Below are 23,726 nucleotides of genomic sequence, written 5' to 3' on the forward strand. Positions count from 1 at the left end.
GCCCGGGTTACGCCAAACGCCGATGCGTTTGGCGCATTCGTGCGCACTGTTAGTGCAAGGTTTCGATGCGCAGGCTGTTGGTGCTGCCCGGCTGACCAAAAGGCTCGCCGGCGGTAATGACTACGGTGTCGCCACGTTTGGCCATGCCTTGCGCTTGGGCTATTTCCAGCGCAGTGGCGGTGACTTCCTCAACCTTGTGCAGGCGTTCGTTAACCACCGAATAAATGCCCCATGCCACTGTCAGGCGGCGCGCGGTGTGCAGGTTTGGGGTGAGACTGAGAATTGGCGCCTTGGGCCGTTCACGCGAGGCACGCAAGCTGGATGCGCCGGACTCGGTGTAGTTGACCAGCGCCGCCACCGGCAAAATTCCGCTGATGCGGCGGATGGCGCAGCTGATGGCATCGGAGCTGGTGGCCTCGGCTTGTGGGCGGCTGACGTCCAGTTGCGCCTGAAAATCCGGGCCGCTTTCAACCTGACGAATGATTTTGCTCATCATGCCCACAGCTTCCAGCGGGTACTCGCCGGAGGCGGTCTCTGCCGACAACATCACCGCGTCTGCGCCTTCGGCCACGGCATTGGCAACGTCGGTGACTTCAGCGCGGGTCGGCGCCGGGGAGAAACGCATCGACTCCAGCATCTGCGTGGCGACAACCACCGGGCGACCCAGTTGGCGGCAGGTGCGGATGATGTCTTTCTGAATGCGCGGCACGTTCTCGGCCGGCACTTCAACACCCAGATCGCCACGGGCGACCATGATTGCATCGCACAGCGTGGCGATTTCTTCGAGGTGGGTCACTGCCGATGGCTTCTCGATCTTGGCCATCAGAAACGCCTTACCCTGAATCAGCTCGCGCGCCTCGATGATGTCTTGCGGGCGTTGCACAAACGACAGCGCCACCCAGTCCACACCCAGCTCCAGGCCGAAGCTCAGGTCGCGGCGATCCTTCTCGGTCAGCGGGCTGAGTTGCAGCACGGCTTCGGGCACGTTAACGCCTTTGCGGTCCGACAACTCGCCGCCGGCAATGACTTCGGTATCAACCGCATCGCTGTGTTTGGCCGTCACTTGCAGGCGCAGGCGGCCATCGTCCAGCAGCAGGCTCATACCAGGCTGCAGGGCTTCGATGATTTCCGGGTGCGGCAGGTTTACGCGCTGGGCGTTACCCGGGGTTTTATCCAGATCCAGGCGCAAACTGTCGCCGCGTTGCAGCATGACCTTGCCATCCGCGAAGCGGCCAACGCGCAGTTTCGGGCCTTGCAGGTCCATCAGGATGCCGATGGGCTGGTTCAGCTGGCGTTCGACTTCACGCACCCAGTTGTAACGCTCGGCGTGATCGGCATGTTCGCCGTGGCTGAAGTTGAGGCGGAAAATGTTCACCCCGGCTTCGACCAGCTGGCGGATGTCGTCGATGGTTTTGATCGCCGGGCCCAGCGTGGCGAGGATTTTTACTTTCTTGTCAGCCGTCATGATGATGCTCTTGAAGTGATGGAATTCGGTGTGTGTGCGCCGCGCAGTTATTGCGCTTCGTTGCCGAGGATCAGCAGCGCACGGAAGTCGTTGACGTTGGTGCACGTCGGGCCGGTAACGATCAGCTCATCGAGTGCGGCGAAGTAGCCGTAGCCGTTGTTGTTGTCCAGCTCATCACGCGCGCTGAGGTTCTGCAGGCCAGCCCGCGCATAGCTGAACGGCGTCATGATCGCGCCCGCGTTGTCTTCGGAGCCGTCGATGCCATCGGTATCACCGGCAATGGCGTACACGCCGTCCAGACCCTTGAGGCTTTCGGTGAGGCTCAGCAGGAACTCGGCATTTCGCCCGCCACGGCCATTGCCGCGCACGGTCACCGTGGTTTCGCCGCCAGATAGAATCACGCAGGGCGCCTTGATTGGCTGGCCGTGCAGCACGACCTGACGCGCAATACCGGCATGGACTTTGGCCACGTCACGCGCTTCGCCCTCAAGGTCGCCGAGAATCAGTACCGGCAGGCCGGCGGCTTGGACTTTGGCGGCGGCCGCCTCCAGCGATTGTTGCGGGGTCGCGATCAGCTGGAAGTGGCTACGCGCCAGGCACGGGTCGCCGGGCTTGACCGTTTCTGAGCGCGGGTCCTGCAGCCATTTGCGCACGTTGGCCGTGATCTCGATGTTGTAGCGCGCCAATATCGCCAGCGCCTCAACCGAAGTGCTCGGGTCTGCAACAGTTGGGCCGGAGGCAATCACCGTGGCCTCATCGCCAGGCACATCGGAAATGGCGTAGGTGTAAACCGTGGCGGGCCAACTGGCCTTGGCCAGACGGCCACCCTTGATTGCCGAGAGATGTTTGCGCACGCAGTTCATCTCGGCAATGGTCGCGCCGGATTTCAGCAATGCTTTGTTGATCGCCTGCTTGTCTTGCAGGGTAATGCCTTCGGCGGGCAGGGCGAGCAGGGAAGAGCCGCCACCGGACAACAGGAAGATGACCCGGTCGCTTTCGCTAAGATTGCTGACCAGCGCCAGTACGCGTTTGGCCACGCGCTCACCGGCGTCATCAGGCACCGGGTGAGCCGCTTCCACCACCTCGATCTTGCGGCAATCTGCGCCATGGCCATAACGGGTCACCACCAGCCCGCTGACCTCGCCTTGCCATTCGCGCTCAATGACTTCCGCCATGGCGGCGGCGGCCTTTCCCGCGCCAATCACAATGACCCGGCCGCTGCGATCCGCCGGTAAATGATCGGCGAGTACATGGCGTGGGTGCGCGGCATCAATGGCGGTATTGAACAGGTCGCGGAGCAGGGTTTGCGGGTCGAAGGACATGGCAGGCTCTCTTGTTGTTGGCGGCGGCCGCAGGGCATAGCAAAGGCAGCAAGGCGATGGTGCAGGGCCGATTACAGTCCACAATTGCCGGTCTCGGCCGCTCTGGACTGGAATCGACCAACCCGTCAGACAGGCCGTGACACCGGCTGCCGGGAGGTCGAAAGGGGCATCAGATGGCGAGCCCAACCTACCTTGGGCACGCCACCTGATGTGTTGCTCTTGGCGTTACCGCGAGCGGGCCTTGCGGCTCGACTGGCGGTACGCGCCGGTCTCAGTCCTTGCGGATCGAGAAGTTGGCCATGTGCTCAAGGCCTTTAACCAGTGCCGAGTGGTCCCAGTTGCTGCCACCGATAGCAGCGCAGGTGCTGAACACTTGCTGAGCATTGGCGGTGTTCGGCAGATTCAGGCCCAACTCGCGTGCGCCAGCCAGAGCCAGGTTTAGGTCTTTCTGGTGCAGGCTGATGCGGAAGCCCGGATCGAAGGAGCCCTTGATCATGCGCTCGCCGTGAACTTCGAGAATCTTCGAGCCGGCAAAACCACCCATCAGTGCTTCACGCACCTTGGCCGGATCTGCGCCGTTCTTGGCCGCAAACAGCAGGGCTTCACCCACGGCCTGAATGTTCAGGGCGACGATAATCTGGTTAGCCACTTTGGCTGTTTGGCCGTCGCCGTTGCCGCCAACGCGGGTAATGTTCTTACCCATCGACTGGAACAGCGGCAGGGCGCGTTCAAAGGCGTTCGGGCAACCACCGACCATGATCGACAGGGTTGCTGCCTTGGCGCCCACTTCGCCGCCGGAAACCGGTGCGTCGAGGTAAGCAGCGCCAGTGGCCTTGATCTTGTCAGCGAAGGTTTTGGTCGCGCTTGGCGAGATCGAGCTCATGTCGATCACCACCTTGTTCGGGCCTACACCTTCGGCAACGCCTTCGCTGCGGAACAGCACGTCTTCTACGTGCGGGGTATCCGGCACCATGACGATAATGAACTCGGCTTCCTGCGCGACTTCCTTCGGGTTGGCCAGCGCGATGGCGCCTGCGGCGACCAGATCATCCGGTGCGGCGTCGTGGTGGGTGGAGAGAAACAGTTGATGACCTGCTTTTTGCAGGTTCTCGGCCATAGGCTTGCCCATGATGCCGGTGCCGATAAAACCAATCTTAGCCATGTTAATGCTCCTTAAATCGCGTTGTGCGCTTTCATCCAGCCGAGGCCGGCAGCGGTGGTGGTGGCAGGCTTGTATTCGCAGCCAATCCAGCCCTGGTAGCCAATGCGGTCCAGGTGTTCGAACATGAAGCGGTAGTTGATCTCGCCAGTGCCCGGCTCGTTGCGGCCCGGGTTGTCGGCGAGTTGCACATGGTTGATCACAGCCAGGTTGTCCGCCACGGTACGGGCCAGATCACCTTCCATGATTTGCATGTGATAGATGTCGTATTGCAGGTACAGATTGCTGCTTGCGACCTTGTCGCGAATCGCCAGCGCCTGCGCTGTGGTGTTCAGGTAGAAGCCCGGAATGTCGCGGGTGTTGATCATTTCCATGACCAGCTTGATCCCGGCCGCTTCGAGTTTTTCGGCGGCAAACTTCAGGTTTTCGACGAAGGTTTTCTCGATGCTTGCGCAGTCATAGCCTTGCGGGCGAATACCGGCCAGGCAGTTGATCTGGGTATTGCCCAGAACCTTGGCGTAGGCGATTGCGCTGTCGACACCGGCGCGGAATTCTTCAACCCGGTCCGGGTGGCAGGCGATGCCGCGAGAGCCGCTGGCCCAGTCACCAGCAGGCAGGTTGAACAGCACTTGCTCAAGCTTGTTGCTGTCGAGTTGTGCTTTGATTTCGGTGGCTGGGAAGTCGTACGGAAACAGGTATTCAACACCGCTGAAACCTGCGTCGGCAGCAGCGGCGAAGCGATCCATGAAGTCCACTTCGGTGAACAACATGGACAAGTTGGCAGCGAAACGAGGCATAAAATGCTCCTTGAGAGTGGGGTGGATAGCGCAAAGCACAGTCAACACAGGTGGCATTGAGCGCTTTACGGTTGCACCCGGCGGCCGCCCCCGAAAGGACGGCCAGCCAGCGTTGAATCAATCCAGCAAAGCGATGGCAGACGGGGCATCAGCGCCGCGTGCAGCGAGTTCTTCAAACTCGTTGATGGCGTTGATTTCAGTGCCCATGGAGATGTTGGTGACACGCTCCAGAATCACTTCAACCACAACCGGTACGCGGTGCTCTTCCATCAAGGCCTTGGCTTTGGCGAACGCAGCTTGCAAGTCGTTTGGCTCGAAGACGCGGATGGCTTTACAGCCCAGGCCTTCAACCACGGCAACGTGATCCACGCCGTAGCCGTTAAGCTCGGGTGCGTTGATGTTCTCGAACGCCAACTGCACGCAGTAATCCATCTCAAAGCCGCGCTGCGCCTGACGGATCAGGCCCAGATAGGAGTTGTTCACCACGACGTGGATGTAAGGCAGGTTGAACTGTGCGCCTACGGCCAACTCTTCGATCATGAACTGGAAGTCATAGTCGCCAGACAACGCGACGATGTTGCGGCTCGGGTCGGCCTTGGCCACGCCCAATGCTGCAGGCACTGTCCAGCCCAGCGGGCCAGCCTGACCACAGTTGATCCAGTGGCGCGGCTTGTAGACGTGGAGGAACTGCGCACCGGCAATCTGCGACAGACCGATTGTGGTCACGTAGCAGGTGTCTTTACCGAAGAACTCGTTCATTTCTTCGTATACGCGCTGCGGTTTCACCGGCACGTTGTCGAAGTGAGTCTTGCGCTGCAGCGTACGCTTGCGCTCGCGGCAGGCTTCAACCCAGCTGCTGCGGTCTTTCAATTTGCCAGCGTTTTTCCACTCGCGGGCAACAGCCAGGAATGCATCCAGTGCCGCGCCTGCGTCGGAAACAATGCCCAGATCCGGGTTGAATACACGGCCGATTTGCGTCGGCTCAATATCCACGTGGATGAACTTGCGGCCTTCGGTGTACACCTCAACGGTGCCGGTGTGGCGGTTAGCCCAGCGATTGCCGATGCCAAATACCAGATCGGATTCCAGCAGGGTGGCGTTGCCGTAACGGTGTGAAGTCTGCAGGCCAACCATGCCGACCATCAGTTTGTGGTCGTCCGGAATCGAACCCCAGCCCATCAGGGTCGGCACGACCGGCACGCCAGTCAGCTCGGCGAACTCAACCAGTTTGGCCGCTGCATCGGCGTTGAAAATACCGCCGCCGGCCACCAGCAATGGGCGCTCGGCTTCGTTGAGCATGGCAATGGCTTTTTCAGCCTGCACGCGAGTGGCAGCAGGTTTGGCCAGCGGCAACGGCTCGTAGGCGTCGATGTCGAATTCGATCTCGGCCATCTGTACATCGAATGGCAGATCGATCAGTACCGGGCCAGGGCGACCGGAACGCATCTCGTAGAAGGCTTTCTGGAAGGCGCGCGGCACTTGGCCCGGCTCCATCACAGTGGTTGCCCACTTGGTTACAGGTTTGACGATGCTGGTGATATCGACAGCCTGAAAATCTTCTTTGTGCATGCGCGCACGCGGCGCCTGGCCGGTGATGCACAGAATCGGGATGGAGTCAGCGCTGGCAGAGTAGAGGCCGGTGACCATGTCGGTGCCCGCCGGGCCGGATGTGCCGATGCACACGCCGATGTTGCCGGCGTTGGTGCGGGTGTAACCCTCGGCCATGTGCGAGGCGCCTTCAACGTGACGGGCCAAGACGTGGTCGATGCCGCCCACTTTATTCAGTGCCGCGTACAGCGGGTTGATTGCGGCGCCGGGAATGCCGAACGCAGTTTCAACGCCTTCGCGGCGCATCACCAGTACGGCAGCCTCGATTGCTCTCATTTTGGCCATAATCTTGTGCCTCTTTTATTGTTAAATTGTATACATGTTGCTTGGTGCTGATTCTATTCAGAGCTTGAGTTTGCGGTCAACAATTTTTCGCGCTTACCTGACTGCACGGTCCGATTCTTTTTAAACGCCTGTTTGACGCGGCTTGTGCAGTAATTGCGCGATCTTTGAATGTTGCCAAGCTAACTAATGTATACAATCACAAATAATATTGTGTTCTTGCTGTTGAGTTTTTTGCTCATGATGAGGATAGTGATGCCAGCTTTGAAAACGCACCCAACTCGGTAGCTGCCGCCGGGTGCGTGTTGATTTATTAACTTGAGGAAGGTGAATTCATGAATACGCTCACTCTGGAAATGGCAACGTGTATTACCCAATGCGCAATGGCGGTGGGGGCCGAGATCAAGTCTGCACCGCTGACCGTCGCGGTGCTCGATGCAGGTGGCCACTTGATCAGCTTGCAACGTCAGGACGGCGCCAGCTTGCTGCGCCCGCAAATTGCCATCGGCAAGGCTTGGGGTGCGGTGGCGTTAGGCAAGGGCTCGCGTTTTATCGCCGCTGATGCACAAAAGCGTCCGGCGTTTATCGGGGCGGTGAACAACCTGGCCGACGGCAATCTGGTTCCGGCGCCAGGTGGTGTGCTGATCCGTGATGCGCAAGGTGAGGTGATTGGCGCGGTCGGGATTACCGGCGATACCTCGGATATCGACGAGCAATGCGCAATCAGCGCGATCGAGTCGATTGGCTTTAAAGCCGATGCGGGCGTGGCGGCCTGAGATTTGGCGGGCGCGACGGCGTTCTGCGTCGCGCTATGCCTTGGGCATTATTGCAGGCGAGGAGTGGGTGTTTTCAGCCCACTTGTTCAGAAGCGACAGGCGCGCGCTCGGTGATTTCGCAACCTTTGAGAACCAGCCGGGTAATGGTTTGCGTGGCGGCGTCATAGTCGGCGTCTTCGAGCTTGGCTTTACCGGTGACGGTAGAAATCTGCCAGTCGAAGTCGGCGTAGGTCTGCGTCGCAGCCCAGATGCTGAACATCAGGTGATGCGGATCAACCTCGGCCATCAAGCCCTGATCGATCCAGCGGCGAATGCAGGAAATATTGTGCTTGGCCTGGGCGTTGAGTTGCTCGGTTTGTTCGGGCGACAAGTGCGGCGCACCGTGCATAATCTCGCTGGCAAATACCTTGGAGGCAAAGGGAAGGTCGCGGGAAATACGGATTTTCGAGCGAATGTAGCCACTCAAGACATCGGCCGGTAAGCCCGGTTGATTGAAGATCGAGGAGGCTGCTTGCAAGGGCTCGATAATGCTTTCGAGTACCTCGCGGTAGAGGTTTTCTTTCGACTTGAAGTAGTAGTAGACGTTAGGTTTAGGCAGGCCGGCTTTGGCAGCGATATCGCTGGTTTTAGTGGCGGCGAAGCCCTTGTCTGCAAACTCTTCACTGGCCGCACGCAAGATCAGTTCTTTGTTGCGCTCGCGAATGCTGGTCATATGCCCTTTGATGTCCCTTGAATCGCTCGAATAAAGCGGCGGTCGGGCATGTTATCACCCTGCTTACTTGAGTCTCAAGCCAGCCTCCGGGCTCGTTGTGCACGTTATCCTGACTTTTGGGTCAATAAATCGTGTACACAAAATGCTTTTTCTGTTTCTATTCATCTGTCCGCGGACTCCAACAACAAATAACCGGCTCCCAGAATCCGGAGACCTGATTTGCTTAATGCCCAACCTGCACAACTAGTCGACCCGTTCGGGCGGCGCATCACCTACTTACGCTTGTCTGTCACTGACCGCTGTGATTTTCGCTGCACTTACTGCATGGGCGAAGACATGGTGTTCGCCCCGCGTGAGCAAATTCTCAGCCTGGAAGAACTCTACGCCCTGGCCGATGCCTTCATCGGTTTGGGGGTTAAGCGCATTCGCATCACGGGCGGCGAACCGCTGGTGCGCAAGAATCTTGTGTCTTTGCTCAGGCGTCTGGGCGCGCGCGCCGAACTTGAAGACTTGGCGATTACCACCAATGGCTCGCAACTATCCGCCATGGCCGGGCAACTGTTTGAAGCGGGTGTCGACCGGCTCAATGTCAGCCTCGATTCGCTCAAGCGCTAACGGTTTACAGCGCTCACCCGGCGCGACATGCTGGATCAGGTGATCGGTGGAATCGATGCCGCCCGCCAGCTGGGTTTCAGCAAGATCAAACTCAACAGCGTGATTCAGAAAGGCCATAACGATGATGAGGTTCTCGAACTGGTCGAGTTTGCCGTGGGGCGCGGTCTCGACATTAGCTTTATCGAGGAGATGCCGCTGGGCAGCGTGACCAGCCATCAGCGCCAACTGACCTTTTGCTCAAGCAGCGAGGTGCGCGAACGCATCGAGCAGCGCTACAGCCTGCAAGCCAGCAGCAAGCTTACCGGCGGGCCATCGCGTTATTGGCAAGTGACGGGAACCGACACGCGGGTGGGTTTCATCTCCCCGCACAGCAACAATTTTTGCGGCGCCTGCAACCGGGTTCGGGTGACCGCCGAAGGCAAGTTGGTGTTGTGTCTGGGCCATGATAATGCGCTGGATCTCAAGCAACTGATGCGTGCACATCCGGGCGATACCCAGCGATTGCAGGCGGCATTATGTGATGCCTTGCAGCTCAAGCCTGAGCGTCACCATTTTGCCAACGACGAGCAGGTGCAAGTCATTCGTTTCATGAGCATGACCGGTGGCTAGCTTAATGCTTCGTTAGCTGCCGAACCCCGCCAGAAAACTCATCGCGCCCGCTAATGCGGGCTTCTTCGGTGGTGCTGTACGCAGCGCCAGTAACAGCGATTGGTTCTACTCCTTAATCCAACGATAATCGGGAGATCAATGTGCATCCGAGCTACCTATGCGGTATTTGCATCGCAGTATTTGCCGGCAATACAGCCGCGCAGAGCTATGTTGTGGGCGTTGAAGCCGTTGCATTTGCGCCACACTATTCAGTCGATAAACACGGTCAGTTTCGCGGTTTTGCCCGCGAGCTGTTCGATGGATTTGCAGCGGACAGCGGGGTAGAGCTGATCTACAAACCGTTGCCAGTCGAGCAACTGTTACCGGCCTTGTTCAGTGGCGAGGTCGACTTCAAATACCCGGACAATCCAACATGGACGGCGTCCGCCAAGGCGGGCAGTGCACTGGTGTACAGCGCTGACATCGTTGAGTCGGTCGATGGCGTGCTGGTCGCGCCTGGCCGGGTTGGCAGGCCGCAGCAACAGCTACAGCGTCTGGCCATCGTCAACGGCTGGACGCCGCAGGGTTTTGCCGCGCAGCCGGTGGACTGGGTGGCCAATGATGACTTGCGTTCGATGATCAATCAGGCGCTGAAAAAAGACACCGATGGTGCGTATTACAACGTGGTGGTGGCCACGCATTATCTCGACACCATCAGTACACGCCCGGGAGCGCTGGTGTTCGATCCGTCGCTGCCATACACGCGCATTCAGTACCAGCTCTCGACCCGCAAACAGCCGCAGGTAATTGCCAGCTTTGACCGCTATCTGAGCGCGCACGCCAGCGAGGTCGCGGCCCTGAAACGCAAGTACCGGGTCGAGGCCAATCTGGATTCAGAATACCTGGGGATGGAACAGTGGAAGGTCGACTTTCTAAAGCGGCAAAAAGCCCGGGCCGAAACAGCGCAGCAGTCAACCAGCCCTGAGTAAACCTTCGGTCGTGCGCAGGCCGCGCTGGGCACGACCGAAGTTCATCGGGCTTATTCGGTAACGGCAACCAATGCGACTTGCTTGCGCATCAGCAGGTAATGCAGGGCCGCGCCAAGGAAGGCGCCGAACAGCCATGAATAGCCGGAGAAAATACTCAAGCTTGGCACCCAGACCGTGCAGACCGAGAACACCGAAGCAGCGCCGAACGCCAGCATCGCTTTGCGGTTCCAGCCGTTGTCGTAATAGTAAGCACCGCTGGTTTCTGTGATGAACAGGTCTTGCAGGTTGAGTTGTTGCTTACGTACCAGATAGTAGTCCGCAACGATAATGCCGTAGAGCGGCGCCAGCACTGCGCCCAGAGTATCAACGAAGCCGGCGATACCGACCTTGCTGATGAAGGCAATCCACAGCGCGCCGATAACGAACGCAATGGCCGCGGTAATGAAACCACCCGTGCGCGCGCTGATGCGAGCCGGTGCAAGGTTGGCGATGTCGTAGGCGGGCGGTATGAAGTTGGCGACCAGATTGATCCCGACAGTTGCGGCGAAGAAGGTGATCGCGGCAATGATGGTCAGGGTCAGGTTGTCGACGCGGGCGATGATATCGGTCGGGTTGGTCAGCGTTTCACCGAACACCACCACCGTGCCAGCGGTAATGATCAGGGCGATCAGCGAGAAAATCGCCAGGCTCACCGGTAGCCCCAGAAAGTTGCCGATGGTCATTTGCTTCTGGCTTTTGACGAAGCGCGCAAAGTCGCCGTAGTTGATCACCACAGCTGCAAAGTAGGCGACCATCGTGCCCACTACCGTGGCAAATGCGGCGACCGGGCCGGCGGCAAACTCGCCCTGACCGCTGAAGATTGTACCCAGTTCATCGAGCAAACTCGGGCCGGCTTTGTACCAGATCACGATCATCAGCACGATCATCACGGCATAAACAAATGGGCCGGCCCAGTTCAGGAACTTGGTGATCCACTCGATGCCGCGCATAAACAACATGACCTGAAACGCGCAGACCAATACATAGGACAACCAGCCAACCGCGCTCAGCCCGAGAAACACCGGCTCGGTGCTGGCACCGGTAACGGAGTTAAGCAGCAGTGCAACCGCGGTTGAGGCGAAGTAACTCTGCACGCCGTACCAGAAGATGGCGACGATTGCGCGCACCAGCGCCGGGAAATTTGCACCACGAACGCCCATGCTGGCGCGTGCCATGACCGGAAATGGCACACCGTATTTAACCGATGGCTTCCCGGTTAGCTGTACCAGACCCATAACAATGAAGCCTGCCAGCACAATCCCGGCCAGCACAGCCCAGCCGCTAAGGCCGTAGGAAATGAACAGGGTTGCAGCCAGTGTGTAGCCGAAGAGGCTCTGAATATCGTTGGACCAGACGTTGAATATCTCGAAACTGCCCCAGTTGCGCTTGGCATGCTCAAGCGGTGCAAGGTCGTCGTTATACAGCGTCGGTTCGATGTGTTTTATTTTTAGGTCTTCAGCAGGCATTGAACTTCCTTGGCTCAGAGTCGGTAGTTGCACGTTTATTTGATAATTGTATGCAGTTTGCGTTCCAGTTATGCCGTGTTCGGATTGGCTTGGTGGCGACAGTTGTACACATGATTGGCTGGATAGCGCAACAAAACTCTGGTGAGTCTAATTGGTTTTTAAATGACTGATGCGTCATGCAGGCTCATGCCTGCCATCGCCCATCGCCCATCGCCCATTGGCGGAGGATGGTTAGCCTGCAAGGCAAACCGTCATGGCGGTATACGGCGAGTGCCTAGTCAATCCGCAAGGTGCTTACGACCGCCCAATCTGCGTTCACAAAAAAAGGCAACTGCGCGGCTGCGCAATTGCCTTGTCGGGTACAACTCAGGCGTTAGAAGTAGTACTTCACCAGCGCCTGAACGGCGGTCTGGTCGAAGCCATCAGCCGAGCCGTCTACCGGCTTAACGCCGTATTTGTTGTGCCACATGTTCAGCTCGGTACCGACATAAAGCTTCTTGTCCTGATTGAACAGCGCTTTACCCGCATCCCACTTGATCTGGATCGAGGAGCCGACCGAAGTCTGGGTGCCGGCCTCATCAGACGGTGCGCGCCAGTCGACGTAACCGTCGATCAAAAAGTCCTGCTCGCCAACGGCGAAAGGATAGGCGCCTGCAACGGTCAGTTGCTCGGTGTAGCCGTTGCTGTTCTGGTCGGCAAAGAATACGTGGTTGTTGATCTTCACCCGGTAAATATTGGTATTGAGGAACGCAAAGCCCGGCACATTCCAGTCGAAACCGAGGCCGTACAGGTAGTTTTCAGTGCCTGGGCCGCCTTCGCCTTTTTCATAGGTAAAGGCCGCTTTCACGTCCTTAAGCGGCCCGGCCGAAAGATCCTGGCCAGTCAGCCAACTGAGGCTTACCCGTGGCGAGAACTCCATGTAGTAAAAAGTGTTGTGCTCTTTCTGCTCGAAGGTGCCGTTGCTGAAACTGCCGCGTGATTGCAGGTTGTCGGCATTTACATAGTCGAGGAAGTAGAAAATATCGCCCCACACCCAGCCGCTGGCGTGTTCGAAGGTGAAGGTCGATTGCGAGCGTTGTTCTTCGGCGTTGAAGTTGCCACGCTGGAAATTGCTGCCGTTGAGGTACGACAGGCTGTTGCTCTGCCAGTACAGCAGGTCATCGGCGTTGGCGTGCTGGGCTGCAAACAGGCCTGCCGTGAGTGAGAGGCAGAGGGGCAGTCGCTTCAGGTTCATCGGGTCTTCCTTATTGTTTGAGTTGTGGGATATGTGTTCACAGCTGGCCGTTTGCGACTGCTGGGTAGGTGCCGGGTTGGCCTTGGGCAGGTGCGGGATAACGCTGCGGGCTAGCTTGTGGCTGCTCGGTCGCGACTTGCGGTGTCTTATCTTGTGAATCCTGGAGTACCGAATGCAGGTGCGCTTCGGGGTCGAAATCGTCTTCAGCCACTTCAAGGGCGTGTTCTTCGGGCAGGAAGAAACTCAGCAAAATGGCGCTCATTGCACCAATGGTGATCGGTGAGCCAAAGATGTTTTTCAAGGTGTCCGGCATCTGCGAAAGCACTTCGGGTACACCGGCAACGCCGAGCCCGAGGCCGAGCGAAATGGCCACGATCATGACGTTGCGCCGATGCAGTCCGGCCTCGGCGAGAATCTTGATACCGGCAACACCCACCGTGCCGAACATGATCAGCGTGGCGCCGCCGAGTACTGGCTTGGGCATCATTTGCAGAACGGCGCCGACAATCGGGAACAATCCAAGCAGCACCAGAATGCCAGCGATGTAGAGGCCGACATGGCGGCTGGCTACGCCTGTGAGTTGGATAACCCCGTTGTTCTGGCTGAATGTGGTCATTGGCAGGCTGTTGAACACGGCGGCCATTGCCGAGGTGCAGCCGTCGGCGAGCACACCGGACTTGATCCGGCGCAGGTACAGCGGGCCGGTGACAGGTTGTTTGGAGATGATCGAGTTGGCTGTCAGGTCGCCAGCGGTTTCCAGCGGGGTAATCAGGAAAATCACCGCGACCGGCACGAATGCAATCCAGTCGAAGCTGAAGCCGTATTTGAACGGCTGCGGCACGCTGACCAGCGGTACATCCGGCATATCGGCAAAGCTCAGCTGGCCGGTAAACCACGCTACCAGCGAGCCCAGCAGCAAGCCGGCTACCACGGCGCTGAGCCGCACGGCCTGCGACTTGAAGCGGTTGAAGATAATGATTGTGGCCATGACCACTCCGCCCAGCCCGAGGTTATGCAAGGCGCCAAAATCTTTGGCGCCGAAGCCACCGGCGATGTCGGTCATGGCGACTTTGATCAGCGACAAGCCCATCAGGCAGATGATGGTGCCAGTCACGACAGGGGTAATGACCTGACGCAGTTTGTTGATGAACTGGCTGAATGCGATCTCGACAAAGGCGGCGCAAAAACACACGCCAAACAGGGTCGCGAGAATATCTTCCGGGCTGCCGCCGCGCCCCTTGACGATGAATCCAGCGCTGAGAATCACACTGAGAAAACCGAAACTGGTGCCTTGCAGGCAGAGCAGGCCTGAACCGATTGGGCCAATGCGGCGTGCCTGCACGAAGGTGCCGATGCCGGACACGAACAGCGCCATGCTCACCAGATACGGTACATGAGCACCGAGGCCAAGCACGTTACCGATAATCAGGGTGGGGGTGATGATGCCAACGAAACTGGCCAGAACATGCTGCAAGGCTGCGAACAGCGCGGGGCCGAAAGCGGGGCGGTCATCGAGTTGATAGATCAGCTCGCTGCTTTTTGCAGACGGAGCTTGGGCTGGGGTCGAGCGAGTAGCGGTCATGTTGGAGCCTGCCTGTTTTTTTTATACGGTCATGGGCTTACACGAGGCTTCACGGCGCCTCAATCTGCACATCAGAAAGTTGTCTGATCGGTCAGAATATATCGACTATAGCAATTTGTTTACAAGCGTAAAAACAATTTATTGTGATTATGTGTACAAAAAGTGGATGCATGGTCATCTGCCAAACAGCGGGCTGATTGGCGGATGTGAAGAGGGGGGCTTTAAGGCGGGAGAACAAGGCCCAACACAGGGATGAGCCTTGTTTTGTATCAGTGGCTGGCGGGTTGGCGGACCAGCTGCGCACGGTCGGCGCCACCAAGGATGTTGAACAGCAGATTCAGCGAGACGGCGCTCAGCGTCGCCAGGGCTATACCGCTGTGAGTAATTGGGTCCATCCACTGTGGCAGTTGAGCAAACAGCTCTGGACGTACCACCGGGGCGAGGCCCATGCCGATGCTAACGGCGACCAGCAATTGATTGCGGCGGTCGGCAATGTTGGCTTCCTGCAAGATATTGATGCCGGTTGCGGCAACCATGCCGAACATCGCAATGCCGGCGCCGCCCAATACCGCCGGCGGAATCGAGGCCACCAGAAAGGCCGCCTTGGGCAGCAAGCTCAAGGTGATCAGCATGCAGCCGGCGCAAGCGGTGACAAACCGGCTGCGCACGCCTGTCATCTGCACCAGACCAATATTCTGGGCGAACGATGAATGAGTGAAGGTATTGAAAATACCCGCGACAAACGATGCGCCAGCGTCGCACAGCAGGCCGCGTCGCAGCTTGGCCGGGGTGATTTCCTGTTCCGTGATTTTGCCCAGCGCGATAAACATGCCTGTTGATTCAACAAAGATAATGACCACCACCAGGCACATAGACAGAATCGGCGCGAGGCTGAACTGCGGCATGCCGAAATGCAGCGGAGTAACCACTTGCAGCCATGGCGCTTGAGACAACCCGCTGAGATCGACCATGCCCAGACACGCTGAAATGGCGTAGCCCAGCAGCATGCCGACCAGTACCGAAACGTTGACCCAGAATCCGCGCATGAAGCGATTGATCAGCAGAATCGAGATCAGCACCATCGCCGAAATGGCCAGGTATTTAAGGTCGCCGAACTGGGTTGCATCGCTGCCACCACCGGCCCAATTGATGGCCGCGGGAAATAGCGACAGGCCGATTGAAGTGATCACGGTGCCGGTCACCAGCGGCGGGAAGAAGTGCACGATGCGTGACATGAACGGTGCGATCAGCATGCCGAAAAATCCAGCGGCGATGGTCGCCCCGAATATGCCGGTGAGGCCGATGCCGGGCGTACCGGCCATGGCGACCATGCTGCCGACAGCGGCAAAGCTTGCGCCCATCATGATCGGCATCCGTATGCCCATCGGGCCGATGCCGAGCGATTGCACCAGTGTTGCTGCACCGGCTACCAGCAAATCGGCGTTGATCAGAAACGCGACTTCTTCCCTGGATAAACCGACGGCTTCGCCAATGATCAGCGGCACGGCAATCGCACCGCCGTACATCAGCAGCACATGCTGAAAACTCACCAGAAGCATCTGCAGCCAGGGCAGACGCTGATCGACGGCAGAAACGGCCGCCGAGTTGTTATTCAACCGGGTCATGCAAACACCTCAAGCGCTTTTATTTTTATCAGTCGCGGGGCAGCCAAATCATCATGTCGCACGGAGTGCGTTCGATGGGTGGCACTAGCAAGTCAGCTTTATTGCAGATACAAAAATGCCGCACCGGGTGAGCGGTGCGGCATCGGGTCAATCAATTGATTTGCGCGCCTTGTGCAATCCACTGGCCGATCAAATCACGTTCCGCTTGCGTCATCTGGGTGATGTTGCCCAGCGGCATGGTCTGTGTTGCTACAGCTTGCGCCTGAATACGCGCCGCCTGCTGCTGGATCTGCTGCGGGGTATCAAACATCACGCCGGCAGGGGCTGCGCTGAACATCGGGCTGCTCGGCTTGGCCGAATGGCACACCGAACAACGTTCCTGAATCACACTGTGGACCTGGGCAAAACCTTCGCCGCCAGCGGCTGGTGCAGTGCTGGCTTGTTGCGGTTGTTCAGGCGCAGCAGGTGCTTGCGGCTGTATCGGCTTTGCAGCACCCGGCCCTGGCATTGCAGTGGCTGGCAGCGGTGCATATTTGATCGCGGCAGGCTGGCTGGCGGTTGGCATGGCAGGCTGTGAAGCCGGGCCTGTAACAAATGCCAGGCAGATCATCGCCAGTGCACCGGCAGGCAATGCCCAGGCGAACTTGTTGCTGTTGTGGCGGGTGTTGAAGTAGTGGCGGATCAACACCGCAGCAATTGCGATACCGGCGAGAATCAGCCAGTTGTAGCTGCTGCCGTAAGTGCTTGGGAAGTGGTTGCTGATCATGATGAACAGCACCGGCAAGGTGAAGTAGTTGTTGTGGCGTGAACGCAGCAGGCCTTTGGCTGGCAGTGCCGGATCTGGCGTGCTGCCTTCTTCGATGGCCTTAACCAGTGCGCGCTGAGCCGGCATGATGGTGCGGAATACGTTACCGACCATGATGGTGCCGATAATCGCGCCGACATGGATATAAGCACCGCGGCCGCTGAACACATGGCTCAGACCGAATGCTGCGCCGACCAGCAGAATGAACAGCACAAAGCCGAGCAGGGCAGGTTGCTTACCCAGCGCCGAGTCGCAGAGGATGTCGTAGATGAACCAGCCCGCAACCAGCGAACCGATGCCGATGGCGATAGCCGCGCCTGGCGCCAGATCACTGCCTGGCGCAATCAGGTAGAGCGATGGGTTGAGGTAGTAAACCACCATCAACAGGGTAACGCCGGACATCCACGTCCAGTAGGCTTCCCACTTAAACCAATGCAGGTTTTCCGGCATTTTCGGCGGGGCCAGTTTGTATTTTTCGAGGTGGTAGATACCGCCGCCGTGAATTGCCCACAAATCGCCTGCCAGGCCGTCTTTGGGGTTAACGCGGTTGAGGTTGTTCTCCAGCCATACGAAATAGAAGGACGCGCCGATCCAGGCGATACCGACGATCATGTGAACCCAGCGCACGCTCAGGTTCAGCCATTCAATCAAATGTGCTTCCACAGTCTTTACCTCTTCTCCCAGTGCCTGAAATCAGGTCCCCTGGGCTTCTCTTATTGGTGGGGGTTGAGGAGCAGCTGCGCATCCTCAGTAAAGAAGTACTCATCGCAGTTGTTGCCAGAACCACTGCGATCAACCACCAGGAAGTCATCCCGCTTTTCGATCGTAAGCACCGGGTGGTGCCAAACGCCGCGATGGTAATTAATGCCCTGCTTTCCATTACTCAGAAAAGCCTGGACAAGCTCTGAATCAGGTACATCGCCAACTGGCGCGACCACGATCAGAAAGGGGTTGCCGAGCAGCGGTATAAACGCCTGACTGCCCTGCGGATGGCGTTCCAACATGCGTACGGTCAACGGCATTTCCAGTGCTTCGGCGCTGAAAATACTGATGATTGCCTTATCGTCTGGCTGCGCGGTCTCGACCTCGGCCAGTTTGTGATAGCGGCGGGTTGAGCCGTTATTGATCATGAAATACTCGCTGCCTTCGGTCTCGATGACGTCGCCGAAAGGGGCGAAGGCTTCTTTGCTCAAAGGCTCGATGATCAGTTTACGCATGTCGTTTTCTCTTCAAGGCAAGCGCATTCAACCTCACGCCTGCCGATCTAAATTCTGTTGCCTGCAGGGCAGTGCGCCCTGCAGGACTCGCGGTGTTGCTGTTTACTTGGCCACTTTGCCGAACAGGCGCAGACGGCTGATGCCACCATCCGGGAACACATTGATGCGCACGTGGGTGATGGTGCCGAGGTCTTTGATCTGCTCGCTGAACTCGTGCTCGGCGTGCATTTCCAGTTTCTGGCTTGGCAGCAGTTCGCGCCAGAACAGGCTCTGGGTTTCGATCTGGCTGTCGGTGCCGCCCTTGACGAATGCGCCCTGAATCGAGCAGCTGTCCGGGTAGTTGCCTTTGAAGTGCAGGGTGTCGACAACGATGCGTTCGATTGAGCCCGGCGCGCCGAGTGCGACGATGACCCAGTCATTACCCGGTGTGCGGCGGCGTGCGGTTTCCCAGCCGTCGCCCATGTTGATGCCGCGACCCGGGTTGAGGATGTTGCTCATGCGGCCGAAGTGCTCGTCTGAGCAAGCCAGTGCGCGACCGCCATTGAGTGCAGCCGCCAGATCGACTTCTTCGTTGTCGCCAACAGCGCTCCAGTCGCGGAACGGAATACCATAAACGCGCAAACGGGCAACACCGCCATCCGGATAGATGTTAAAACGCAGGTGGGTGAACGCCTGAGCATTGTTGATTTCGTGATAGTGGTGGCTGTTGCCTTGCAGCTCAACAGCGCTGAGTACTTCGGTCCACTCGGTGGCGTCGCTCGGGTCACCTTCTGCAACAAAGCAGCCTTCAAGCGAGGCTGACGGCGGGAAGTTGCCGGTGAAGAAACTGGTGTCAATATCAACACCCTTGATCGAGCCCGGTACGCCCAGACGAATCACCGCGCTGTCGTAGCCTTCAAAGCGCTTGCGGCGTGACTCCCAGCCGTCCATCCACTTGCCGTTGTCATCGAAAACGCCCTCCTTCCATACGGCCGGGGTCGGCTGGAACAGGCGGTTAACATCGGCGAACCAGTCATCGGTTACCGAAATGGCCTTGGTTCCCAGACGGGCGTCGGCGAGGTTGACGTATTTTTCGAAAGGTACGGCGTAAGCTTTCATGAATGTCTGCCTTAAATGAGGGCGTAGGGAATAGTTGCGTCGCTGTATGCAGAGTTCTCCGGTCGGAGCTAGAGCTGCTGCAGACGGAACAACGCAATCTTGTTTATTTCAGCCAGAGCACGGGCGAATTCCTGTTCCGGGGAGTTATGTATGCGCTCCTCGAAAGCCGCCAGGATCTGGTGACGGTTGCTGCCTTTTACCGCCATGATGAAAATGAAGCCGAACTTGGCCTTGTAGGCGTCGTTCAGTTCGGTGAAGCGGGCAAACTCCTCGGCGGTGCAATCCTGAATGCCCGCACCGGCCTGCTCCGACGTGGAGGAGGCGGTCAGTTCACCGCGAACCGCCGCTTTACCAGCGAGGTCCGGGTGAGCGTTGATCAATGCCAGTTGGGTTTCGCGGCTGGCACTGAGCAAAATATCGGCCATGCGCTGATGCAGGCCATCAATGTCATTGAGCGTGTCATCTGCACCCAGGTCATAAGCCTTTTCGGCAACCCACGGTGAGTGCTCATAAATGTCGGCAAAGGCGCTGACGAAGTCCTCGCGGCTTAGCTGCGACGGCGTCAGGGTCTGAAAACGGCTCATTTTGCGTGCTCCTGCTTGAACGGGTGTGTGGCATGCCAATGGCGCGCGATATCTACGCGGCGGGCGATCCAGACTTTTTCATGGCTGTTGACGTATTCGATGAACCGCGCCAAAGCCGCGAGACGAGCGGGGCGACCTAACAAGCGGCAATGCATGCCGATCGAGAGCATTTTCGGTGCGCCTTCAAGGCCTTCGGCATACAGCACGTCGAAGGCGTCTTTGAGGTATTCGAAGAAATCGTCACCCTTGTTGAAACCCTGCACTTGCGTGAAGCGCATGTCGTTGGTGTCCAGCGTGTAAGGGATCACCAAGTGTGGCTTGGCCTCGGTGCTGGCCGGGTCCCAGTAAGGCAGATCATCGTCGTAGGTGTCGGAGTCATAGAGGAATCCGCCTTCTTCCATAACGATACGGCGAGTGTTCGGACCTGTGCGGCCGGTGTACCAGCCCAGTGGGCGCTCGCCAGTCAGTTCGGTGAAGATGCGGATCGCTTCGAGCATGTGCTCGCGCTCCTGCTGCTCATCCATGTACTGATAGTCGATCCAGCGATAACCGTGGCTGCAGATCTCGTGGCCTGCAGCAACCATCGCCTTGATCACCTCAGGATGGCGCTCGGCTGCCATCGCTACGGCAAAGATAGTCAGCGGAATATTGTGCTTCTGGAACACCTTGAGCAGGCGCCACACACCGGCACGGCTGCCGTACTCGTAAAGTGATTCCATGCTCATATTGCGTTCGCCTTGCAGCGGCTGAGCCGAAACCATTTCCGATAAGAACGCTTCAGATTCCTTGTCGCCATGCAAAATGTTGCGTTCGCCACCTTCCTCATAGTTGAGGACAAACGAGAGGGCGATGCGGGCATCATTCGGCCACTGCGGATGCGGTGGATTGTTGGCGTAACCGATCAGGTCGCGAGGGTATTCAGCGCTCACTGCAGTCTTCCTTTGTAATGGTGTTGCGGTCATTGCACTGCCCGACTTTTTGGACTGGCGACCGTGATGGGCTAATTGTATACAAAGTAGATGATGTTTTGTAAATCTAAAATTTAGCTATTTTTCATGAGCAGTCATAGCCAATGGTTGTATTGAATCCCTAGCAAGAAACTTGCCTAAATGGTCAGCTCTTTGCGCCACAGTGCCTTCATGGTCTGGCGATGAGCAAATTTGGCCTGGCAGTTTGCGGCAGTGGTTCAGGCGTGATGCTTTTGACATTGTGTACAATTTATCAAAAAAGTGTCGCAAATATTTTATTGCATGCTATTCTGCCAACAACTGCGAATCAGCGGCTGCAGGTCAGCGGGCCTTGTGCTTTATATAGCAGCAGGCCGGCGCGGCGAGAACGCTGGATTCGTCAACATTCAAACAGTAGAGGAGGTGTGGTGCTGGTGCAGCTGAGGCTGCTGGCGCCCTGAAGCCATGGGACGATTAACCACCCACGTTCTGGATGCAGCTCACGGCTGCCCGGGCAGCGAGTTGAAAATCGAGCTGTACCGCGTAGAAGGCGCGCAGCTGGAATTGCTCACCAGCGTATTGACCAACTCCGATGGCCGTTGCGACGCGCCAGTTCTGCAAGGCGACGATTACCGTACCGGCGTCTACCAACTGCACTTCCATGCAGGCGACTACTACCGTGCCCGCGGCGTTGCCCTGCCTGATCCGGCGTTTCTCGATGTGGTTGTGCTGCGTTTTGGCATCGACGCCAATCAGGAGCACTACCATGTGCCGCTGCTGATTTCCCCATACAGCTACTCGACATATCGCGGCAGCTGATGCACCGAATGCTTGTCACCCTCTGACTCATTAATAGAGTCCTTGCCCGCCGCACTGCGGGCTTTTTTTTGCGTGGCGTTTCATCTATCCAGTGCGCACTCGGAACCAAGTGGGTCGCAGGCAAAATATTTACCTTGGATCACTGCGTGTGTCGTGCGTGAACATGGCATTGTCAGTCGATAATTCTGGGGCGTTGTAGCTGCTTCAGACTGCGACGTAACTGCTCGGCAAAGGTGATCGTCATTTTTGATTTGGGTGTGTGTTCGGGATAAATAATGCCAACACGAAAAGGCACTAGGGGCCTGAAGGGGCGAAAGACAATCTTGTCATGGCCACTGGTTGCTAAATAACTGGCCTCCGTAATCGGATCAACAACACAAATTCCCAGGCCCCGCTCGACGAAGCGCAGAGCCGGTATAAAGAAACGTGTCCGCAAACGCACATTCAAGCGGCTGTTCACTGCGACGAACTGACTATTGAGTGTGTGCGCACTGACATGGTCGGCATACAGCAGAATCATCGGCTCGTTATCCAGCAGTTCGGGGGTAATGACCTCCATTTGCGCCAGCGGGTGATCAGCTGGTAAAGCGCACACACATTCCAGATCGAACAGTTCTGTGTCGATCGACGCGGCAGGCCCGCTTATTTCTGCAAGCCCAACATCGTATTGCGAGGAGGCGGTCCATTCCCTCACACCTTCGGACGTGCGCGTCTGCATCGAAACCTGGACCTGCGGGTGCTCCTCGAGAAAGTCAGCAACCAGGTCTGGCATGAAAGAATAAGAGGGGCCGGGCATACAGCCTATGCGTAGGAATCCATGCTGGCTGTTTTGGATGTCCTGAATGGTTTGTGAGACATCAGAGATGCGTGAAAAAATACCTTCGACTTCTGAGTAGAGGTATTTGGCTTCAGGCGTCGGGTACAGTCTGCGTTTACGGCGTTCAAAAAGCTTGAAGCCTATTTCGCTTTCTAGTCCTGCGATCATCATGCTCACAGCCGGCTGTGTCTTGAACAGCCGTTTGGCTGCTTCTGAAACAGAGCCGGTAAGCATGATGGCGCGGAAAGCCTCCATTTGGCGCAGGTTCATGCTGAACTCCATAAAAAAAACTGATGATATTCTAAATAAATAAGATTTGTACTGATGATGTGAATTGGTGACTATCAGGTCATCAAGTCGTGTTTCACACGCAGCCGGCACATTGAGTGCTGGCTGCATCAATAAAAACAATGTTACGAGACCGCCATGACCCTGCAAGTACATCCTGTACATATCTGCCAATTTATCCATGGTTCAGTTACCGCTGAAAGCAGCGGCGACTGCAGGCCATTCGCATAGATTACAGCCCACGCTTAATTATTCTCCACACGCTGGAAAGTAATAAGCATTTACTGCATACGGCAGTGGATTGATTAAAGCAGTTGTGAGACTGCAGCTGTGTATTTTAATCAGCATTCGACGCAGTAATTGTAACGCCTCGGCTGTGAACGTTAGTGACAACGAGAACAAAAACGTAGGTGGCAGATGAACAGAAGAAAAATAGATGTAATCATGTCCAGTGTATTAATACTGGTCTCAGTGATTATATTAACCAGCGACCGTTTAGTTGAAGGCGGTATGGAAACCGACTTGGGTTCTATGTTTCTGCCCCGGGTGGTGGCCTGCTTCATCATGGCGTTTTCGCTGATGATTGGTATTTCTTCGCTTTATAAACTAATCGCGCAGACCGCCATGGCGGATACCGAGGTGATTAACCTAAGCGGTTTGTTAGGTGTGGCCTGCTATATCGGACTGTTGCTGATCTATTGGTTCAGCATGCCGTACTTGGGTTTTATCGTTTCCACCGCCGTGGTGATGTTTGCAGTTGCATGGTTGCTGCAAGGGCGTAATGTCGCGATGATTTCAATGTTGTCGATTGCCATGCCGCTGATTGTGTATTACGGCAGCAGTAGCTTGTTGCGTGTAGAACTTCCAGTCTGGTCCATAAGTTAAGGAGCTT

The 23,726-nt window shown here is 57.2% G+C and carries 20 protein-coding genes and 1 pseudogene; 5 read left to right on the plus strand and 16 right to left on the minus strand.

Translation table 11 applies throughout. The features are described 5' to 3' along the window. Positions 1–49: 49 nt before the first annotated feature. The 5 genes from pyk to gcl form a co-directional block, all read right to left on the minus strand. Positions 50–1,465, minus strand: coding sequence for a pyruvate kinase (pyk, locus tag FEZ62_RS04580; protein WP_090515250.1), 1,416 nt, complete (start codon positions 1,463–1,465; stop codon positions 50–52). 47 nt (positions 1,466–1,512) lie between these two features. Then, positions 1,513–2,787 (minus strand): glycerate kinase, encoded by a 1,275-nt coding sequence (locus FEZ62_RS04585; protein WP_090515248.1) that lies wholly within the window; start codon positions 2,785–2,787, stop codon positions 1,513–1,515. A 271-nt stretch (positions 2,788–3,058) separates the two neighbouring features. After that, positions 3,059–3,949, minus strand: coding sequence for a 2-hydroxy-3-oxopropionate reductase (locus FEZ62_RS04590; RefSeq protein ID WP_172926947.1), 891 nt, complete (start codon positions 3,947–3,949; stop codon positions 3,059–3,061). Between the two features lie 11 nt (positions 3,950–3,960). Continuing rightward, complete coding sequence (hyi, locus tag FEZ62_RS04595) at positions 3,961–4,743, minus strand: hydroxypyruvate isomerase (protein WP_172926948.1); 783 nt, start codon at positions 4,741–4,743, stop codon at positions 3,961–3,963. Between the two features lie 117 nt (positions 4,744–4,860). Beyond that, positions 4,861–6,636, minus strand: a complete 1,776-nt coding sequence (gene gcl, locus FEZ62_RS04600; RefSeq protein WP_172926949.1) for a glyoxylate carboligase — start codon at positions 6,634–6,636, stop codon at positions 4,861–4,863. A gap of 332 nt (positions 6,637–6,968) precedes the next feature. Here gcl and FEZ62_RS04605 point away from each other — a divergent pair, with 332 nt between their 5' ends. Further along, positions 6,969–7,409: a heme-binding protein gene (locus tag FEZ62_RS04605; protein ID WP_172926950.1), complete on the plus strand. Its 441-nt coding sequence runs from the start codon at positions 6,969–6,971 to the stop codon at positions 7,407–7,409. Between the two features lie 73 nt (positions 7,410–7,482). On the opposite strand, the gene FEZ62_RS04610 is transcribed toward FEZ62_RS04605, so the two are convergent. Then, positions 7,483–8,121, minus strand: a complete 639-nt coding sequence (locus tag FEZ62_RS04610; protein ID WP_172926951.1) for a TetR/AcrR family transcriptional regulator — start codon at positions 8,119–8,121, stop codon at positions 7,483–7,485. Between the two features lie 219 nt (positions 8,122–8,340). Between FEZ62_RS04610 and moaA the strand changes: the two are divergent. Both moaA and FEZ62_RS04620 read left to right on the plus strand, forming a co-directional pair. Beyond that, positions 8,341–9,345, plus strand: a pseudogene (gene moaA / locus FEZ62_RS04615) (GTP 3',8-cyclase MoaA). 140 nt (positions 9,346–9,485) lie between these two features. After that, positions 9,486–10,313, plus strand: coding sequence for a transporter substrate-binding domain-containing protein (locus FEZ62_RS04620; protein WP_172926952.1), 828 nt, complete (start codon positions 9,486–9,488; stop codon positions 10,311–10,313). A 50-nt stretch (positions 10,314–10,363) separates the two neighbouring features. Here FEZ62_RS04620 and FEZ62_RS04625 read toward each other — a convergent pair whose 3' ends face one another. From FEZ62_RS04625 to puuE, 9 genes are all read right to left on the minus strand, one after another. Next, complete coding sequence (locus FEZ62_RS04625) at positions 10,364–11,818, minus strand: NCS1 family nucleobase:cation symporter-1 (protein WP_172926953.1); 1,455 nt, start codon at positions 11,816–11,818, stop codon at positions 10,364–10,366. Positions 11,819–12,191: 373 nt separating this feature from the next. Next, positions 12,192–13,052: an outer membrane protein OmpK gene (locus FEZ62_RS04630; RefSeq protein ID WP_172926954.1), complete on the minus strand. Its 861-nt coding sequence runs from the start codon at positions 13,050–13,052 to the stop codon at positions 12,192–12,194. 37 nt (positions 13,053–13,089) lie between these two features. Next, positions 13,090–14,634: a nucleobase:cation symporter-2 family protein gene (locus tag FEZ62_RS04635; protein ID WP_172926955.1), complete on the minus strand. Its 1,545-nt coding sequence runs from the start codon at positions 14,632–14,634 to the stop codon at positions 13,090–13,092. Positions 14,635–14,903: 269 nt separating this feature from the next. Next, positions 14,904–16,259, minus strand: coding sequence for a nucleobase:cation symporter-2 family protein (locus FEZ62_RS04640; protein ID WP_069900513.1), 1,356 nt, complete (start codon positions 16,257–16,259; stop codon positions 14,904–14,906). Positions 16,260–16,410: 151 nt separating this feature from the next. Beyond that, entirely contained in the window at positions 16,411–17,727 is a 1,317-nt protein-coding gene (locus FEZ62_RS04645; RefSeq protein WP_172926956.1) for a urate hydroxylase PuuD, read from the minus strand. A gap of 50 nt (positions 17,728–17,777) precedes the next feature. Beyond that, positions 17,778–18,281, minus strand: a complete 504-nt coding sequence (locus tag FEZ62_RS04650) for an ureidoglycolate lyase (RefSeq protein ID WP_172926957.1) — start codon at positions 18,279–18,281, stop codon at positions 17,778–17,780. Between the two features lie 102 nt (positions 18,282–18,383). Next, the gene (gene alc / locus FEZ62_RS04655) at positions 18,384–19,379 is read right to left on the minus strand and encodes an allantoicase (protein ID WP_172926958.1); all 996 of its coding nucleotides are present in this window, start codon (positions 19,377–19,379) and stop codon (positions 18,384–18,386) included. 68 nt (positions 19,380–19,447) lie between these two features. Further along, positions 19,448–19,963, minus strand: coding sequence for a 2-oxo-4-hydroxy-4-carboxy-5-ureidoimidazoline decarboxylase (gene uraD, locus FEZ62_RS04660; RefSeq protein WP_090511078.1), 516 nt, complete (start codon positions 19,961–19,963; stop codon positions 19,448–19,450). Next, positions 19,960–20,892: an allantoinase PuuE gene (gene puuE / locus FEZ62_RS04665; protein WP_172926959.1), complete on the minus strand. Its 933-nt coding sequence runs from the start codon at positions 20,890–20,892 to the stop codon at positions 19,960–19,962. Before puuE ends, uraD begins: the two co-directional genes overlap by 4 nt. 483 nt (positions 20,893–21,375) lie before the next feature. Between puuE and uraH the strand changes: the two genes are divergently transcribed. After that, positions 21,376–21,729 carry a hydroxyisourate hydrolase gene (gene uraH / locus FEZ62_RS04670; protein WP_090511086.1) on the plus strand — a complete coding sequence of 118 codons (354 nt, stop codon included), beginning with the start codon at positions 21,376–21,378 and terminating at the stop codon, positions 21,727–21,729. A 172-nt stretch (positions 21,730–21,901) separates the two neighbouring features. On the opposite strand, the gene FEZ62_RS04675 is transcribed toward uraH, so the two are convergent. Then, positions 21,902–23,017 carry a LysR substrate-binding domain-containing protein gene (locus FEZ62_RS04675; protein ID WP_201970324.1) on the minus strand — a complete coding sequence of 372 codons (1,116 nt, stop codon included), beginning with the start codon at positions 23,015–23,017 and terminating at the stop codon, positions 21,902–21,904. Between the two features lie 261 nt (positions 23,018–23,278). Between FEZ62_RS04675 and FEZ62_RS04680 the strand changes: the two genes are divergently transcribed. Next, complete coding sequence (locus FEZ62_RS04680; protein ID WP_201970325.1) at positions 23,279–23,719, plus strand: tripartite tricarboxylate transporter TctB family protein; 441 nt, start codon at positions 23,279–23,281, stop codon at positions 23,717–23,719. The last annotated feature ends 7 nt before the right edge of the window (positions 23,720–23,726 follow it).

The organism is Pseudomonas sp. MS19 (genome assembly GCF_013277615.1).
GTDB classification, from domain to species: Bacteria; Pseudomonadota; Gammaproteobacteria; order Pseudomonadales; family Pseudomonadaceae; genus Aquipseudomonas; species Aquipseudomonas marincola.